Raw genomic sequence first — 16436 nt, 5'->3', positions numbered from 1 at the left:
GCGAACCAGACATTCCATGACCCTCCGAATCATGGTCACCCATTGATTCAGAACTTTAGGAAATACGCAACTGTAATGCTAGGCCGGGATGTGTAAAGAATATACAAACTGCCGCGCGGTAATTGACGGCTCAGGCACATTTCAATGATTGCCGGGAACTGCCAGGCTCTGCCTATATTTGAGGTCGCGGGCAAATCCGGCCCCTGCCATCGCTTTAATTCATAAAAAAAGGCGGCAGGGTCACGATCGACCATACCGCCTTTTCATATTGGTGAGCCCGCTGGGACTCGAACCCAGGACCCTCTGATTACACCACCACCACGGCTTTCGCCGCCGCCGTCGCCAGATGCAACGACGTTTGTGGCCCGGACCATCCCTTCGCCATATCCGATGCGCCCCACCATGGGGGTGGATCGGGGTCAGGCGGGTGCCGTCTGGCCTCTACACCTTCCCGCGGGGGCGCACGTGACCCTGCGGGCTTGGCTCGGGATTGCCGTCGCCGCGACGCGGACGGGTTCCCCGAATTTGACACCTGTTCAGCCGGCCGTTTCCGGCCGGCGCTCCCGATCGAAAGTCAGATGCTCTACCGACTGAGCTACAGGCTCGCAGGAAAACTGCGGTTCGCGGGGCAACACCGCTCTCGGGAGAAAGCAGGGCCGGTCGCGAACGGGCGTAACCATAGGGGCCGCTCCGCCATCGGTCAAGCGGTGGAAACCGCGCTTTTGTGCCCTGCACGCATACCCCACCTGCACGCGCCTCGACCGGGCGGCCTATGATCGAAACGCCCCGGTCGATGATCGCCTCATGCGTGCAAGGGCTGGTGCCGCCACGCGTGCTGTGCCAAACCAGTATCGACAGCCCCCGATGAGGATCGCATCCCATGACCATGAGCTATGCCGAGGCGCGCGATTTCCTGCTGACCCATCGCGAAGATTATGACACCGCCTGCGCCGGATTCCGCTGGCCACGGCCCGAGCACTTCAACTGGGCACTCGACTGGTTCGACGGCGTGCTCGCCGCCGAGGCTGAAAGCCGTAACCGGCCGGCCCTGCGGATCGTGGATGTGCCGACCGGCGCCGAACAGGTGCTGAGCTTCGCCGAGATGAGCCGGCGTTCGGACCGGGTCGCCAATCACCTGCGCTATCTGGGCGTCGCGCGCGGCGATCGCATCCTGCTGATGCTGGGAAACACCGTGCCGCTGTGGGAGACGATGCTGGCGGCAATGAAGCTGGGCGCGGTCGTGATCCCCGCGACCACCCTGCTGTCACCCGAAGACCTCGACGACCGGATTGAACGCGGGCGCGTGCGACACGTCATTGCCGCCGCCGAGCACTGTCCGAAATTCGAGCCCCTCGACCGTGCCCGTGGCCTGACCCGCATCGCCGCCGACGGCACCGCGCCAGGCTGGGTGCGGTTCGAGGATGCCCATGACAACGCCCGCTTCGACACCGCTTTCACCCCGGATGGTGAGACCAATGCCGATGATGACCTGCTGCTGTATTTCACATCGGGGACCACCGCCAAGCCCAAGCTGGTGATCCATACCCATGCCAGCTATCCGATCGGCCATCTGTCGACCATGTACTGGCTGGGGCTGAAGCCGGGCGACATCCATCTGAACGTGTCGTCGCCGGGCTGGGCGAAGCATGCCTGGAGCTGCGTCTTCGCACCCTGGATCGCCGGCGCCACGGTGTTCATCGCCAACCAGCCGCGCTTCGATGCCGCGAGCCTGCTTGAGACCATCGCCCGTTGTGGCGTCACCACGATCTGCGCGCCGCCAACGGTGTGGCGGATGTTCATTCAGCAGGATCTGAGCCGTGTCCACACACGGTTGCGCGAAGTCTGCGGCGCCGGCGAGCCCCTGAACCCGGAAATCATCGATCAGGTCAAGGCTGCCTGGGGCCTGACCATCCGCGACGGCTATGGCCAGACCGAGACCAGCGCCCAGTTCGGCAATCCGCCAGGCCAGCCGGTCAAGCCCGGATCGATGGGGCGGGCACTGCCCGGCTATGCGGCCACGCTGCTCGATGCCGACGACAACGAGGCCGAGGAAGGTGAGATTTCACTGCGGCTGGGCGACCACCGCCCGGCCGGGTTGATGCGCGGCTATGAGGCCGCATCGGGCAAGGCGCTGCTCGCCACTGCGGACGATCACTATCGCACCGGCGATGTCGCCACCCGTGATGCCGACGGCTATTTCACCTTCGTCGGCCGGGCCGATGACGTGTTCAAGGCATCGGACTACCGCATCAGCCCGTTCGAGCTGGAAAGCGTTCTGATCGAACATGACGCGGTTGCCGAGGCCGCGGTGGTGCCCTCACCCGACCCGCTGCGACTGGCGGTGCCGAAAGCCTATGTCTCTCTGATCAAGGGCTTCGAGCCCGATGCCGCCACCGCGCGTGACATCCTGGCCTATGTCCGCGGCCGGGTGGCGCCCTATAAGCGGATCCGACGGATCGAGTTCACCGACGACCTGCCCAAGACCATTTCAGGCAAAATCCGCCGCGTGGAGCTGCGCCGGGGCGAAGCCGCTGGCGAGGCACCTGAGACCCGCGACGGCATCGCCTTCTCCGAAGAGGATTTCCCTGACCTCAAGGGCTGAAGCCCGCAATCGGCCCCGATCTCAGAGCGGCGGCAGGTCGCCTTCGGCCTGCCCCGCGTCGAAGTCCTGCGTGAAGGCGTCCATGCCGCTCGTTGAGATGGCGTCGCGCATATCGCGCATAAGATCCTGATAATACCACAGATTATGCTGGGTCAGCAGCACCGCGCCCAGAATCTCGCCCGCCTTGTGCAGATGATGCAGATAGGCGCGGGAATACTGGGTGCAGGCCGGGCAGCCACAGGCTTCGTCCAGCGGCCGCGGGTCATCGGCATGGCGGGCATTGCGGATGTTGACCGTGCCGCGACGAGTGAAGGCCTGACCGGTGCGGCCTGACCGGGTGGGCATCACGCAGTCGAACATGTCGATGCCGCGCCGCACCGCCGCCACCAGATCCTGTGGCCGCCCGACGCCCATCAGATAGCGCGGCCGGTTGCGCGGCAGCAGCGGTGTGGTGACATCGAGGGTCTGGCACATCAGATCGAAGCCTTCACCCACCGCCAATCCACCGACCGCATAACCTTCGAAGCCGATCTCGGTCAGCCGGGCGACGCTTTCGGCCCGCAGATCGGCATGAACCCCGCCCTGGACGATGCCGAACAGCGCATAGCCCGGCCGCTCGACGAAGGCTGCGCGGCTGCGGCCGGCCCAGCGCATCGACAGCCGCATCGAGGATGCCGCCTGATCATACGTCGCCGGAAACGGTGTGCATTCGTCGAAGCACATGGTGATGGTGGCATCCAGCAGGCGCTGGATCTCGATCGAGCGCTCCGGCGTCAACCGGATCTTCGAGCCGTCGAGATGCGAGCGGAAGGTGACGCCGTCGTCATCCAGCTTGCGCAGGGCCGCCAGCGACATGACCTGGAAGCCGCCGCTATCGGTAAGGATCGGCGCCGGCCAGTTCATGAACCGGTGCAGCCCGCCCAGCCGGTCGACCCGCTCCGCCCCCGGACGCAGCATCAGGTGATAGGTGTTGCCCAGCAGGATCTGCGCACCGGTGGCGGCCACCTGTTCAGGCGTCAGCCCCTTCACGGTGCCGGCCGTGCCGACCGGCATGAAGGCCGGGGTGTCGATCGCGCCATGAGCGGTGACGATCCGGCCGCGCCGGGCCATGCCATCCTCGGCCATCAACGTATAGCCGAAAACATCGCCGGCACCCTGGCCTGCCGTCACCCGGCCGGTATCGGGCCGCGCGGGCGTGGTGGTGGCCGAGGTGGTGTCGGAAAGCGGGGCGTGCGTGGTCATGATGGGATGTCGTCCGGGCAATGATCGATCAGACAGGCGTCGCCATAGGAGAAGAAGCGATAGCCCTGATCGATCGCATGGGTATAGGCCGTGCGCATCCGGTTCAGCCCGGCAAAGGCCGAGACCAGCATGAACAGGGTCGAGCGCGGCAGGTGGAAATTGGTCATCAGCGCATCGGTGCCGCGGATCGGCCGCGGGCCTCCGGGGGTGAGGAAGATCGCGGTGTCGCCTTCAAAGGCCTGGAAGCGGCGATCAGGCCCGGCCGCGGTTTCCAGCAGCCGCATGGCGGTGGTGCCGACGGCGACGATCCGCCGGCCGGCGTCACGCGCCGCATTCAACCGTGCCGCCGCGTCGGCGGTGAGACGCCCCCATTCGGCATGCATCTTGTGGTCGACCGTATCATCGGCCTTGACCGGCAGGAAAGTGCCGGCGCCGACATGCAGGGTCAGCGCCAGCCGCTCGATCCCGCGCGCGTCAAGCGCCGCCAGAAGCCCATCGGTGAAGTGCAGGCCGGCGGTCGGCGCCGCCACCGCGCCCTTCTCACGCGCGAACAGGGTCTGGTAATCGCTGGTGTCGCGATCGTCGGCGCCTTTGGGCCGCTCGATATAAGGGGGCAGCGGCAGCCGCCCGATGGCTTCCAGCGCCGCGATCAGATCTCCGCCCCCCCGATCGAAGCGCAGCACCACCTCGCCCGCCTCGCGCCGCTCGACGATTTCGGCGGTCAACCGGGCATCGCCCGCGCCGGCCTCGAACCGGTCTCCCGGTTTCAGTTTGCGCGCCGGCCGGGCAAAGGCCGCCCAGACATCCAGCCCTTCGGCCTTGTGCAAGGTCACCTCGACCCGCGCCTCGCCACGATGGCCGAACAAGCGCGACGGAATCACCCGGGTGTCGTTGACCACCAGCAGATCATCGGGGCGCAGCAGATCGGGCAGATCACTGATCCGGTGATCGGCCAGCCCGTCACGGCCGATGCGCAGCAACCGCGCCGCCTCACGCGGTTCGGCCGGGCGCTGGGCGATCAGCGCGCGAGGCAGGTCGAAATCGAACAGGTCGACTTTCATCAGAGAGGCGGCACCGGTTGCAGACTGTCGGAGGCCCGGCGGCCAACCTGACAGCGGGGGTGGATAGAACGGAACGGGACGGTGTCCGCTGCGTGCGCGGACACCGTCCCGGTCGGCGGTGGCTGGATCGGGGCCGGATCAGCCGAGCTGACGGCCGCCATTGCGCTCTTCTTCGAAGCGCAGATCCAGGATGGTTTTGACCTGCGGGCTGACGAATTGCGAGATATCGCCGCCCAGCCGGCCGATTTCCTTCACGAAGCGCGAGGAGATGAACTGCACCTTCTCGGATGCCATCAGGAAGACGGTTTCGACCTGACCATTCAGGCGGGCATTCATGCCCGCCATCTGGAATTCGTATTCGAAGTCCGACACGGCCCGCAGGCCGCGCATGATCACGCCCGCCCCCTGCTCCAATGCGAAATGCATCAGCAGTGTGTCGAAAGGCTTCACCTCGACACGCGCTGCGAGATCGGCCGGCAATGTCGCCAGCTCCGCCTCGACCAGCGCGACGCGCTCGTCCAGAGAGAACATCGGTCCCTTCCCCGGGCTGCCCGCGACGGCCACGACGAGCTGGTCCACCACCCGCAGACTGCGTTTGATGATATCCATATGCCCGTTCGTGACCGGGTCGAAGGTGCCCGGATAGATGCCCTTGCCGCTCAATGCCTAGTCCTCCACTGGGTCTCCACCCGCACCGGTATCAGCATCGCCATCGTCTGTGCGAAGGTCGGTGCCACCGTTGCCGTCCTGCTCCCCCTCGTCGCCCGCGACATCGCCGGCGCCGTTCGGCTCTTCGTCCGCCGCCTCGCTCAACCGTGCGGCCGAGACGACCTTTTCGTCCTGCGCGGTCTTGAACACGATCACCCCCATCGTGTCTCGACCGGCAATCCGGATTCCGGCCACCGGCGTGCGGATCAACTGCCCGCCATCGGTCACCAGCATGATCTGCTCGCCCTGCGCGATCGGGAAGCAGGCCACGATCCGGCCGTTGCGGGTGCTGGTCGTCATGTTGACGATGCCCGATCCGCCACGGTTGGTGGTGCGGTATTCATAGGCCGAGGTCCGCTTGCCATAACCGCGCGTGGTGATGACCAGCAGGAATTCCTCTTCCATCTCAAGCCGCTGGGCGGTTTCGAGATCGAGACCATAGCGCGCGGCAAGTTCGCCCACATCCGCCGGCAGGTCGCCCGGATCGGCGACCGCGGTCGCCTCCTCGCCATCGACCATGGCAGTGGTGCCGGTCTCCTGCGCTTTCAACTGCGCCAGCCAGCGACGCTTGGCGTTGGCGAAGCGCAGATAGTTGTCGCGGGTATCCACATCCACCTCGCGATGGCGGATGACCGACATCGACACGACCTCGTCGTCGGCGGCCAGCGAAATGCCGCGGACACCATCGGAGGTGCGGCTCTTGAACAACCGCACGGCCCCAACGGGGAAGCGGATCGCCTTGCCGCTGCGGCTGGCCAGAACCACGTCATCGGCACCGGTGCAGGGCATCACGCCCACCAGCCGGTCGTCCTCGCCCAGCCGGATCGCGATCTTGCCATTGCTCATCACATTGACGAAATCGGCCAGCCGGTTGCGGCGGACATTGCCGCGGGCGGTCGCGAACATGACATAGGCGTCGCTGTCGGAAATCGCGTCCAGCGCCTCGGCGGCTTCCTCCGCCGCCTCGTCGGCGGTGGCCTCATCGACCTCGGCCAGTTCCGGCATGTCCGGGTCATCGGGCAGCGGCATCAGGGTGGCGATGACCTCGCCCTCCTTCAGCGGCAGCAGATTGACCATCGCCTTGCCCCGGCTCTGCGGCGTACCGGCCGGCAACTGCCAGACCTTCAGCTTGTAGACCTGACCCGCATTCGAGAAGAACAGCACCGCCGCGTGGCTGTTCAGCACGAAGATCTGCGCCACGAAATCCTCGTCGCGCACCGCCATCGACGATCGGCCCTTGCCGCCACGACGCTGGGCCCGATAGGTCGACAACGGCACGCGCTTGATGTAGCCGCCATGGGTGACGGTGACGACCATCTCCTCGCGTTCGATCAGGTCTTCGACGTTATAGTCGAATTCCGACTCCTCAATCACCGTCCGGCGCGGGGTGGCGAATTCGTCGCGCACCTCGATCAGCTCGCCGCGCAGCACGTCGAGCATCCGGGCGCGATCGTTGAGGATCTTCAGATATTCGATGATCTTGTCGCAGATCTCGCGCAGTTCCGCGCCGATGCGATCGCGCTCCAGCCCGGTCAGGCGGTGCAGGCGTAGATCCAGGATCGCCCGGGCCTGAGCCTCCGACAGGCTGTACATGCCGTCGACGACATTGCGGTCGGGCTCGCCCACCAGGGCGATATAGGGCGCGATATCGCCGGCCGGCCACGGCCGGTCCATCAGCGCCTCGCGGGCCGCGGTCGAATCGGGCGAGGCCTTGATCAGCTCGACCACCGGGTCGAGATTGACCACCGCGACACCCAGACCCATCAAGACATGGGCGCGTTCGCGGGCCTTGCGCAGTTCGAAGATCGTGCGGCGGGTGATGACCTCCTCGCGGAAGTCGATGAAGGCCTGCAACATGTCGCGCAGGTTCATCATCACCGGCTTGCCGCCATTCAGCGCCAGCATGTTGACGCCGAAGGTGGTCTGAAGCGGCGTGAAGCGATAAAGCTGGTTGATCACCACCTCGGCCGTCGCGTCACGCTTCAGCTCCACGACCACGCGCACACCGTCGCGATCGCTTTCGTCACGCAGGTCGGCCACACCCTCGATCTTGCGATCACGCACCGCCTCGGCGATCCGCTCGATCATCCGCGCCTTGTTCACCTGATAGGGAATCTCGCGGACGATGATCGCCATCCGGTCCTTGCGGACCTCTTCCATCTCCACCTTGCCGCGCAGCAGCACCGACCCGCGGCCGGTCATCAACGCCTCGCGGCTGCCGCCACGCCCGACGATGATGCCGCCGGTGGGGAAATCGGGGCCGGGCACGATGCGCAGCAGATCGCCGACCGTCAGTTCGGGATTGTTGATCAACGCGATCGCGGCATCGATCACCTCGCCCAGGTTATGGGTCGGGATATTGGTCGCCATGCCGACCGCGATGCCGCCGGCGCCGTTGACCAGCAGGTTCGGGAACCGCGCCGGCAGCACCGTCGGCTCGGCGGTGGTGTCGTCGTAGTTGTTCTGGAAATCGACGGTCTCTTTGTCGAGATCCGACAGCAGCGTGCTCGCGGCCTTGGTCAGACGCGCTTCGGTGTAGCGCATCGCCGCCGGCGGATCACCGTCCATCGAGCCGAAATTGCCCTGGCCGTCGATCAGACGCAGGCGCATCGAAAAATCCTGCGCCATGCGGACCATGGTGTCGTAAATCGCGCTGTCGCCATGGGGATGGTACTTACCCATGACATCACCGACCACACGTGCCGATTTGCGGAAGGGCTTGTTCCATTCATAGCCGCTCTCGTGCATCGAGAACAGAATCCGGCGGTGCACGGGCTTCAGGCCGTCGCGGACGTCGGGCAGCGCGCGCGCCACGATCACGCTCATCGCGTAGTCGAGGTACGAACGCCGCATCTCATCTTCGATCGTGACCGGCGCGATGTCGGAGGCGATGGGCGGAACGGGCGTGTCGGACAAGGTACGATCCCGGAACTGGCACTGGGACCGCCACGCCAGGCGTGGCGTCCCCGGCGGAGGGGCGGCGCTGACCGATCCGGACCATGAAGGGCCGGCCGGCGCTCGTGGGGGTACGCTCGCACGCGCGGCCGACGCGCGCGGTCATTCCGTCTCCGGAAATCCGCGTCCGCCGGCCGATCGTGAAATCGTCCCCGAAGCTAACCAATTTTGCGCCGCCGAACAACCACAGCGGCCGCCCCCTGATATTCCGGGCCGAAACAGGGGCCGTGCCGGGTTCAGGCGACCTTCAGCTCCACCGCGATATTGCCACGGGTCGCCTTGGAATAGGGGCACACCTGATGGGCGGCTTCAACCAGACCATGGGCCACATCGCCATCCACACCCGGCAGGGTGGCGGTCAGCACCACCGCCAGACCGAAGCTGGTCTCATCCTTGCCAATCGACACCGCCGCTTCGACATTGGCGTCGGCGCCAAGCTTCACGCCCTTCTGACCGGCCACCAGCTTCAGCGCCGACAGGAAACAGGCGGCATAGCCGGCCGCGAACAGCTGCTCCGGATTGGTGCCCTTGCCGTTGCCGCCCAGTTCCGGCGGCATCGCCACCGCCAGATCGATCTGGCCGTCATTGCTCGTCGCGCGGCCGTCACGGCCGCCGGTCACAGTGGCATGGGCAGTGTAGAGGGTCTGCATGACAGATGCTCCTTGGTGTGGGGCCGCGCGCCGAATGGCGGGGCCTCGTCTGTAGATGGCAACGATGGCTGGCCTGTCCATGTTGCGTTGCGGTCAGATCCGGGGTGCACGGCCCTGACCGGCATGCCCCGGCATTGCCTGTCTATCGCCGCCCGCCACTATATTGCCATCAATTAAATTGTGTGCAATATAAATCTACATGACCCGGCATCACAGCCGGTCGGATCAGTCGGCGGCGCCATCTCCGGCCCCGGCCGCCGCCTCCGCCAACCGCGCCTGCAACGTCTTCAATCTTGCCCGCAACTGGGCAAGTTCCACAGGCGACATGCCCATCGCACAGAACATCTGCTCAGGGATGTGCCGCGCCCGGTTCTTCAGGCCGTGGCCCGCATCGGTCAACACCACCCGCACCTGGCGTTCATCGTCGCGATCACGGCGGCGGCTGACCAGCCCGGCCGCCTCCATCCGCTTCAGCAACGGCGTCAATGTACCGGAGTCGAGGCCGAGCCGCCGCCCAAGCTCGCCGACGGTGACGTCATCACTCTCCCACAGGGCAAGCATCACCAGATACTGCGGATAGGTCAGGCCCAGCCGGTCGAGTGCCGGTCGGTACAGCTTGGTCATCGCCAGCGACGCGCCATACAGCGCGAAGCAAAGCTGGGCATCGAGGTTCAGCGGATCCTGGTCACTGGTCATCATCGGCTCGACTGTCTGTGAGCCGCCGGTGATATAGCGGCTTCGGGCACTATGGCGCTCTTGCCGGCCGGCTGGCAATCTTCACAAGCGGCGCCGGGGCGCTGCGGCGGCGTCTGGGCCGTCGACAGCCCGCACAGGCGGGCGCATTCTGTTGGCCCCGATCCATCATGCAGAGGATGCCCGCCATGACCGCCCGACGCCGCCTTGGCAGCAATGGCCCCCTGGTTTCCGCCATCGGCCTCGGCTGCATGGGCATGAGCCAGTCCTATGGACCGACCGACGATGCCCAGTCGATTGCAACCCTTCACCACGCCATCGAGATCGGCTGCACATTCCTCGATACCGCCGAGGTTTACGGGCCGTTCGTGAACGAAAGCCTGATTGGTCGGGCGCTGGCCGGCACCACATCGACCGGTCCCCTGCGTGACCGGGTGGTTCTGGCGACCAAGTTCGGCTGGCGGATCGAGGGCGGTCGCCCGACCGGGGTCGACAGCCGGCCCGAGCGGATCATCGCGGCGGTCGACGGCTCGCTCGGCCGCCTTGGCACCGACCGGATCGACCTGCTCTATCAGCATCGCGTCGACCCGGCGGTGCCGATCGAGGATGTGGCCGGCACGGTCGCCGATCTGGTCAAGGCCGGCAAGGTCAAGCATTTCGGCCTGTCGGAAGCGGGCGCCCGCACCATCGATCGCGCCCATGCGGTGCATCCGGTCGCGGCCCTGCAAAGCGAATATTCGCTGTGGGAACGCGACATCGAAACCGACATTCTGCCGACGCTCCGCCGGCTGGGCATCGCCCTGGTGCCGTTCGCGCCACTGGGTCGCGGCTTCCTGACCGGCACCATCGGCCGTGCCGAAGACCACCCGGAAGGCGACCGGCGGCGGACCGACCCCCGGTTGATGGGCGCCAATTACGACGCCAATGTCAGGGCCGCATCGATCGTGCGCGAGATCGCCGCCGCCCATGACGCCACCCCGGGCCGGGTGGCGTTGGCCTGGCTGCTGGCGCGGGGCGAGGATGTGATCCCGATCCCGGGCACCCGGCGGATCAGCCATCTGGACGACAACTGGGCGGCGCTTGACCTGACGCTCACCCCTGATGACATCGCCCGGCTGGATGCCGCCCTGCCACCCGGCGTCACCGCCGGCCCGCGCTATGGTGAACGCGAAATGGCCTATCTGGACCGGTAACCAGGGCTCGGAACGGACGACGCCCGCGCCCCATCAAGGAATGCGCGGGCGTCGTCGGCACACGTATCGGCGGGTGTCCGCCGGGTTGTAAACTGGTGTCAGAACGGAATTTCGTCGTCCAGATCGTTGCCGCCACCGCCGGCGCCACCACCGGCGCCACCCCGGCCGCCGGCACCACCGCCGCTGCCGCTGCCGCCGCCGTAATCCGAACCGTAATCGTCATAGCCGCCGCCGAAGCCACCGCCCTGGCCACCACCGCCCTGGCCACCGGCGCCGCCACGACCACCGCCGGCACCGCCGCCGCCGCGACGGTTGCCGCCACCGAAGCCGCCGCCGCCTGCGCCGCCGCCGCCGAATTCATCGTCGCCGCCACCGCCGCCGCCTGCGCCGCCGCCACCGCCGCCGCCTTCGCCGCGGCCGTCGAGCATGGTCAGCTCCCCGCGGAAGCGCTGGAGCACCACCTCGGTGGTATACTTCTCCTGGCCCTGCTGATCGGTCCATTTCCGGGTCTGCAAGGCCCCCTCGACATAGACCTTCGAGCCCTTGCGCAGGAATTTCTCGGCAACCTCGGCCAGACGCTCGTTGAAGATCACCACACGGTGCCATTCGGTCCGCTCGCGGCGCTCGCCGCTCTGCCGATCGCGCCAGTTCTCGCTGGTCGCGATGGCAAGGTTCACGATCTTCATGCCGTCCTGGGTGCTCCGGACCTCGGGGTCACGGCCCAGATTGCCGATCAGGATCACCTTGTTGACGCTGCCCGCCATGGCTCTGTCTTCCTCGACTGCGTGTCCGGGCACCGCCAGGGGCGCCCGCTCAATTGGGCGCATCCTGCGTCATCGGGGGCGCTTCTGTCCATGCCGCATGACGCCGACCTGCACCACGCGCTAGGCTGAGCGCTCCATTCATCGCCGGAGGCGGCTTGCATGGCGACCAAAGGGACCACGATCGCGATCATCGGTGCCGGCTTCAGCGGCGCCCTGCTGGCGGTGCATCTTCTGGACCGCTGCCGGCAGCAGGACAAGATCCTGCTGGTGGAGCGCAACAGCCAGTTCGGCCGCGGTGTCGCCTATGCGACCGGCAACCCCCATCATCTGCTGAACGTCCGCGCCGGCAATATGAGCGCCTTTCCAGACCAGCCCGACCACTTCATCCGCTGGCTGGACAGCCATGCCGGCACGCTGGGGCCATGCGAACCCACCGGCCGCGACGGCTTCGTGCCGCGGCGGATCTATGGCTCGTATATCCAGGATCTGATCGCCGACCGGATCTGGGGCTGCGGCAAGGCCATGAACCTGCAGCTGATCCATGACAGCGCGGTCGGCCTGGAGCCGGCGCCGGGCGGGGGATTCATGATGCAGGTCGATGGTGGCCGGCGCTATGCGGTCGATGCGGCGGTGCTGGCGCTGGGCAATTTTCCGCCCGGCCGTGATCTCGTTCCAAGCCCGGCCTATGCCGCAGACCCCTGGGCGCCAGGGGCTCTGGAGGGCATCGATCGCGATGCAACCGTGATGCTGATCGGCACCGGGCTGACGGCGGTCGACGTGGTGATCAGCCTGCTGGATCGCGGTCATCGCGGTCCGATCCATGCCATCTCGCGGCGCGGGCTTCTGCCACGCGCTCATGCGCCGGTGCCGGCACCGCTGCCCTCGCTCGATCCGGCAACAGCCCCACCGCAGTTGAGCGCGCTGCTGCATGCCGTGCGCCGGGCAGCACGGCAGGCCGAGGCCGATCTGGCCGCCCAAGGCCGTGGCGGCGGTTGGCGGGCGGTGATCGATGGCCTGCGACCCGTGACCCAGAGCCTGTGGCGCGGGCTGGACACGACTGAGCAACAACGCTTCCTGCGCCATCTGCGGCCCTGGTGGGACAGCCACCGCCACCGGATGGCACCGGATGTGGCAACGCGGATCGGCGATGCCCGCGCCCGTGGCCAGTTGCTGGTCCGCGCGATGCGCATCCGCGCCCGTCATATCGACGCCGACCGAGCCGCCTTCGATCTGGTGCCACGCGGCGGCGGTCCTGCCGAACGGGTGATCGCCGCCCGCGCGGTCGACTGCACCGGCCCCGGCGGCAATCTGGCCCATACCGCCGAACCGGTGCTGGCCGGCCTGTTCCGGTGCGGGCATATCCGGGCCGACACCCTGGCGCTGGGGCTGGATGTCGACGACGATCTGCGCCTGATCGATGCCCATGGCCGGGCCGATCGGCGGCTGGCCGCGGTGGGGCCGCTGACCAAGGGCGTGTTCTGGGAAAGCACGGCGGTGCCTGATATCCGCAATCAGGTCGCAGCGCTCGCCGCCGGTCTGGCCGCGGAACTGATGTCAAATACACAAACCGAATACGTTATATAATTCGTAAAACATGAAATTGATGTTTAATCGTTGACATTCACGGCGTTGACCGCACATTCTCGGCACACACCGGGACCGGGGTGCCTGCACCCTGTTCGAGCCTGCGCCCTGTTCGACCTGTCCCCGCGCCCAATGACGCCTGCATATGGAGCCCCGCCAGATGAAGCGCCTTGCTTTCGCCGCCGCCCTCGCGATCGGTCTTGCCGCCGGCGCGCCGGCGCGGGCCGCCGAGACCGACGCCCTGCTGAACGCGTCGTATGACATCGCCCGCGAATTGTTCGCCGAGATCAATGAGAGCTTCGTTCCGGCCTGGAAGGATCAGACCGGTACCACGATCACGGTCAACCAGTCCCATGCCGGCACCTCGCGCCAGGCCCGCGCTATCCTGGAAGGGCTCAAGGCCGATGTCGTGACATTCAATCAGGTCACCGATATTGACTTTCTGGTGACGCATGGCGGGTTGATCCAGCCGGGCTGGCAGAACGAGTTCCCCAATCAGGCCTCGCCCTGGTATTCGATGCCATCCTTCCTGGTCCGTAAGGGCAATCCCAAGAACATCAAGGATTGGTCGGATCTCGTCCGCGACGGCGTGGAGGTGGTGTTCCCGAACCCCAAGACCTCAGGCAATGCGCGCTATACCTATCTGGCCGCCTATGCGTTCGGGCTGGACAAGTTCGGCGGCGACGTCGCCCGGACTGATGAGTTCGTCTCGCAGATCTTCGGCCATGTCGCGGTGTTCGACACCGGCGGACGCGGCGCCACCACCACCTTCGTCGAACGCGGCATCGGCGACGTTCTGATCACGTTCGAGGCCGAAACCAACCTGATCCGCAAGGAATATGGCGAGGACAGTTACGAGGTCGTCACCCCGTCGCAGAGCCTGATCGCCGAGTTCCCGGTGGCGGTGGTCGACAAGGTCGTCGACGATCGCGGCAGCCGCAAGGCCGCCGAAGGCTATCTGAACTTCCTGTACAGCAAGCCCGGCCAGGAAATCGCCGCCCGCCGCTATAACCGCGTGGTCGATGAAGAGATCGCCGCCAAGTATGCCGACCAGTTCCCTGAGCTGAAGCTGGTGCGGATCGAAGACGTGTTCGGCAGCTGGGACAAGATCCAGGCCGAGCATTTCAAGGAAGGCGCCAAGCTGGACCAGCTGTTCGCCGCCCAGAACCGCTGATCCGGACCGATAGCTGATCATGGCCACTGCCTTGCGTTCATCCCGCGGCGTCCTGCCGGGCTTCGGCCTGACACTCGGCATCACGCTGTTCTACACCGCGATCATCGTGGCGCTGCCGATCCTGGCGCTGGTGATGAAGGCGGCCAGCCTCGGCCCAGCCGAGTTCTGGGCGGTGGTGAGTTCGCGCCGGGCGGTGGCCACCTATCAGGTGACGCTGACCGCCGCCGGCGGCGCCACGCTGTTCAACGCCCTGTTCGGGCTGCTGCTGGCCTGGGTGCTGGTGCGCTATCGCTTTCCCGGCCGCCGGCTGCTGGATGCCCTGGTCGACCTGCCCTTCGCCCTGCCGACAGCCGTGGCCGGCATCGCGCTGGCCAATCTGCTGGCGCCCACCGGCTGGCTGGGCGCGCCGCTCGCCGATCTGGGGCTGAAGGTCGCCTATACGCCGCTGGGCATCGCGGTCGCCATGGCCTTCACCAGCATCCCCTTCGTGGTGCGGACCGTGCAACCGGTGCTGGAAGACCTGTCACGAGAGGCCGAGGAAGCCGCCCATTCGCTGGGCGCGCGTGACCGGGCGATCTTCGGCCGGGTGATCCTGCCGGCGATCCTGCCGGCCTTTCTGGCCGGAGCCGCGCTGGCCTTCGCCCGCAGCCTGGGCGAATTCGGCGGCGTGATCTTCATTGCCGGCAACCGGCCGTTCCAGACCGAAATCACCTCACTTCTGACCTATATCCGCCTGGAAGAATACGACTATCCGGCCGCTGCCGCGATCGCGACCGTCATTCTGGCGGGCGCCTTCGTGATGCTGCTGATGATCAATGTCCTGCAGTTCTGGGCCTCGCGCCACAATGGGCGCGGATAGAGCGGGAGCGATCAGATGACCCAGACCGACCGGATCGCAACCGCGACCACAGCCGCCCCCGGTACAGTCCCCCAGGCCTGGCAGGGCGTCGCCGGCACCGGCTGGCTGCGACGCCTGCTGATCGCCCTGGCCCTGCTGCTGTCGGCGATGGTCCTGGTGCTGCCGCTGGCGGTGATTTTCGCCCAGGCCTTCGCCGCCGGCATCGGCGGCTGGGCCAGCAACATCATCGCCCCCGACACCCTGCACGCCATCTGGCTGACCATCCTGACCGCCATCGTGGTGGTGCCGATCAATATCGGCTTCGGGATCGCCGCCGCCTGGGCGATCGCCAAATTCACCTTCCCCGGCCGCAAGCTGCTGATGACGGTGATCGAGCTGCCGTTCTCGATCTCGCCGGTCGTGGCCGGCGTCGCCTATCTGTTCGTCTATGGCGCGCAGGGCCTGCTGGGGCCTGCGCTGGAGGAAGCCGGCGTGCAGGTGATGTTCACGATCCCCGCGATCTTTCTGGTCAGCCTGTTCGTGACCAGCCCGTTCGTCGCCCGCGAACTGGTGCCGCTGATGCAGGCCCAGGGCACCGACGAGGAAGAGGCCGCGATCACCCTTGGCGCGTCGGGCATCAAGACCTTTCTGCGCGTGACCCTGCCCAACATCAAATGGGCGCTGCTCTATGGCGCCATTCTGTGCAATGCGCGGGTGATGGGTGAATTCGGCGCGGTGTCGGTGGTGTCGGGCAATATCCGCGGCCAGACCAACACCCTGCCCCTGCAGGTGGAACTGCTCTACAACGACTATAACGCGATCGGCGCCTTCGCCGCCGCATCGACCCTGACCGTGCTCGCCCTGGTGACCATCTTCGCCAAGGTGATCGTGGAACGCCGCGCCGAGGGCGCGATCCGCCGCCGGGGTGGCGGGCACTGACCCGGCCACCTGCCCCTGCGCGACCTGAAAACA

The 16436-nt window shown here is 66.5% G+C and carries 13 protein-coding genes; 6 read left to right on the top strand and 7 right to left on the bottom strand.

Annotation, left to right across the window (positions count from 1 at the left end; translation table 11 throughout):
* Positions 1-880: 880 nt before the first annotated feature.
* The gene (locus tag IEW15_RS18985; RefSeq protein WP_188580839.1) at positions 881-2602 is read left to right on the top strand and encodes an AMP-binding protein; all 1722 of its coding nucleotides are present in this window, start codon (positions 881-883) and stop codon (positions 2600-2602) included.
* A gap of 21 nt (positions 2603-2623) precedes the next feature.
* On the opposite strand, the gene tgt is transcribed toward IEW15_RS18985, so the two are convergent.
* The 6 genes from tgt to IEW15_RS18955 all read right to left on the bottom strand — a co-directional run bounded on the left by tgt (position 2624) and on the right by IEW15_RS18955 (position 9914).
* On the bottom strand, positions 2624-3727 hold the full coding sequence (gene tgt / locus IEW15_RS18980) for a tRNA guanosine(34) transglycosylase Tgt (RefSeq protein ID WP_188580851.1): 1104 nt from the start codon (positions 3725-3727) through the stop codon (positions 2624-2626).
* Between the two features lie 113 nt (positions 3728-3840).
* A complete protein-coding gene (gene queA / locus IEW15_RS18975) occupies positions 3841-4905 on the bottom strand; it encodes a tRNA preQ1(34) S-adenosylmethionine ribosyltransferase-isomerase QueA (RefSeq protein WP_188580837.1) in 1065 nt (354 codons plus the stop codon).
* Between the two features lie 138 nt (positions 4906-5043).
* The gene (gene coaD / locus IEW15_RS18970; RefSeq protein ID WP_188580835.1) at positions 5044-5568 is read right to left on the bottom strand and encodes a pantetheine-phosphate adenylyltransferase; all 525 of its coding nucleotides are present in this window, start codon (positions 5566-5568) and stop codon (positions 5044-5046) included.
* A 3-nt stretch (positions 5569-5571) separates the two neighbouring features.
* A complete protein-coding gene (gene gyrA / locus IEW15_RS18965) occupies positions 5572-8529 on the bottom strand; it encodes a DNA gyrase subunit A (RefSeq protein WP_188580833.1) in 2958 nt (985 codons plus the stop codon).
* 275 nt (positions 8530-8804) lie between these two features.
* The gene (locus IEW15_RS18960) at positions 8805-9218 is read right to left on the bottom strand and encodes an organic hydroperoxide resistance protein (protein WP_188580831.1); all 414 of its coding nucleotides are present in this window, start codon (positions 9216-9218) and stop codon (positions 8805-8807) included.
* A gap of 225 nt (positions 9219-9443) precedes the next feature.
* Positions 9444-9914 (bottom strand): MarR family winged helix-turn-helix transcriptional regulator, encoded by a 471-nt coding sequence (locus tag IEW15_RS18955; RefSeq protein ID WP_372402828.1) that lies wholly within the window; start codon positions 9912-9914, stop codon positions 9444-9446.
* Positions 9915-10099: 185 nt separating this feature from the next.
* Here IEW15_RS18955 and IEW15_RS18950 point away from each other — a divergent pair, with 185 nt between their 5' ends.
* The gene (locus IEW15_RS18950; protein WP_188580827.1) at positions 10100-11104 is read left to right on the top strand and encodes an aldo/keto reductase; all 1005 of its coding nucleotides are present in this window, start codon (positions 10100-10102) and stop codon (positions 11102-11104) included.
* 98 nt (positions 11105-11202) lie between these two features.
* Here the strand turns inward: IEW15_RS18950 and ssb are convergent, their stop codons facing one another.
* Positions 11203-11868: a single-stranded DNA-binding protein gene (ssb, locus tag IEW15_RS18945; RefSeq protein ID WP_188580825.1), complete on the bottom strand. Its 666-nt coding sequence runs from the start codon at positions 11866-11868 to the stop codon at positions 11203-11205.
* A 159-nt stretch (positions 11869-12027) separates the two neighbouring features.
* Between ssb and IEW15_RS18940 the strand changes: the two genes are divergently transcribed.
* The 4 genes from IEW15_RS18940 (at position 12028) to cysW (ending at position 16403) form a co-directional block, all read left to right on the top strand.
* Positions 12028-13452 carry an FAD/NAD(P)-binding protein gene (locus IEW15_RS18940; RefSeq protein WP_188580823.1) on the top strand — a complete coding sequence of 475 codons (1425 nt, stop codon included), beginning with the start codon at positions 12028-12030 and terminating at the stop codon, positions 13450-13452.
* A 160-nt stretch (positions 13453-13612) separates the two neighbouring features.
* Positions 13613-14626, top strand: coding sequence for a sulfate ABC transporter substrate-binding protein (locus IEW15_RS18935; RefSeq protein WP_188580821.1), 1014 nt, complete (start codon positions 13613-13615; stop codon positions 14624-14626).
* A 19-nt stretch (positions 14627-14645) separates the two neighbouring features.
* Positions 14646-15485 (top strand): sulfate ABC transporter permease subunit CysT, encoded by an 840-nt coding sequence (cysT, locus tag IEW15_RS18930; RefSeq protein ID WP_188580819.1) that lies wholly within the window; start codon positions 14646-14648, stop codon positions 15483-15485.
* Between the two features lie 15 nt (positions 15486-15500).
* Positions 15501-16403, top strand: coding sequence for a sulfate ABC transporter permease subunit CysW (gene cysW, locus IEW15_RS18925; RefSeq protein ID WP_229708312.1), 903 nt, complete (start codon positions 15501-15503; stop codon positions 16401-16403).
* Positions 16404-16436: the final 33 nt, after the last annotated feature.

Source organism: Tistrella bauzanensis (assembly GCF_014636235.1).
Taxonomy (GTDB): domain Bacteria; phylum Pseudomonadota; class Alphaproteobacteria; order Tistrellales; family Tistrellaceae; genus Tistrella; species Tistrella bauzanensis.
Note: the sequence above shows the minus strand (reverse complement) of the source record. Positions and strands in the feature narration are given on the sequence as shown.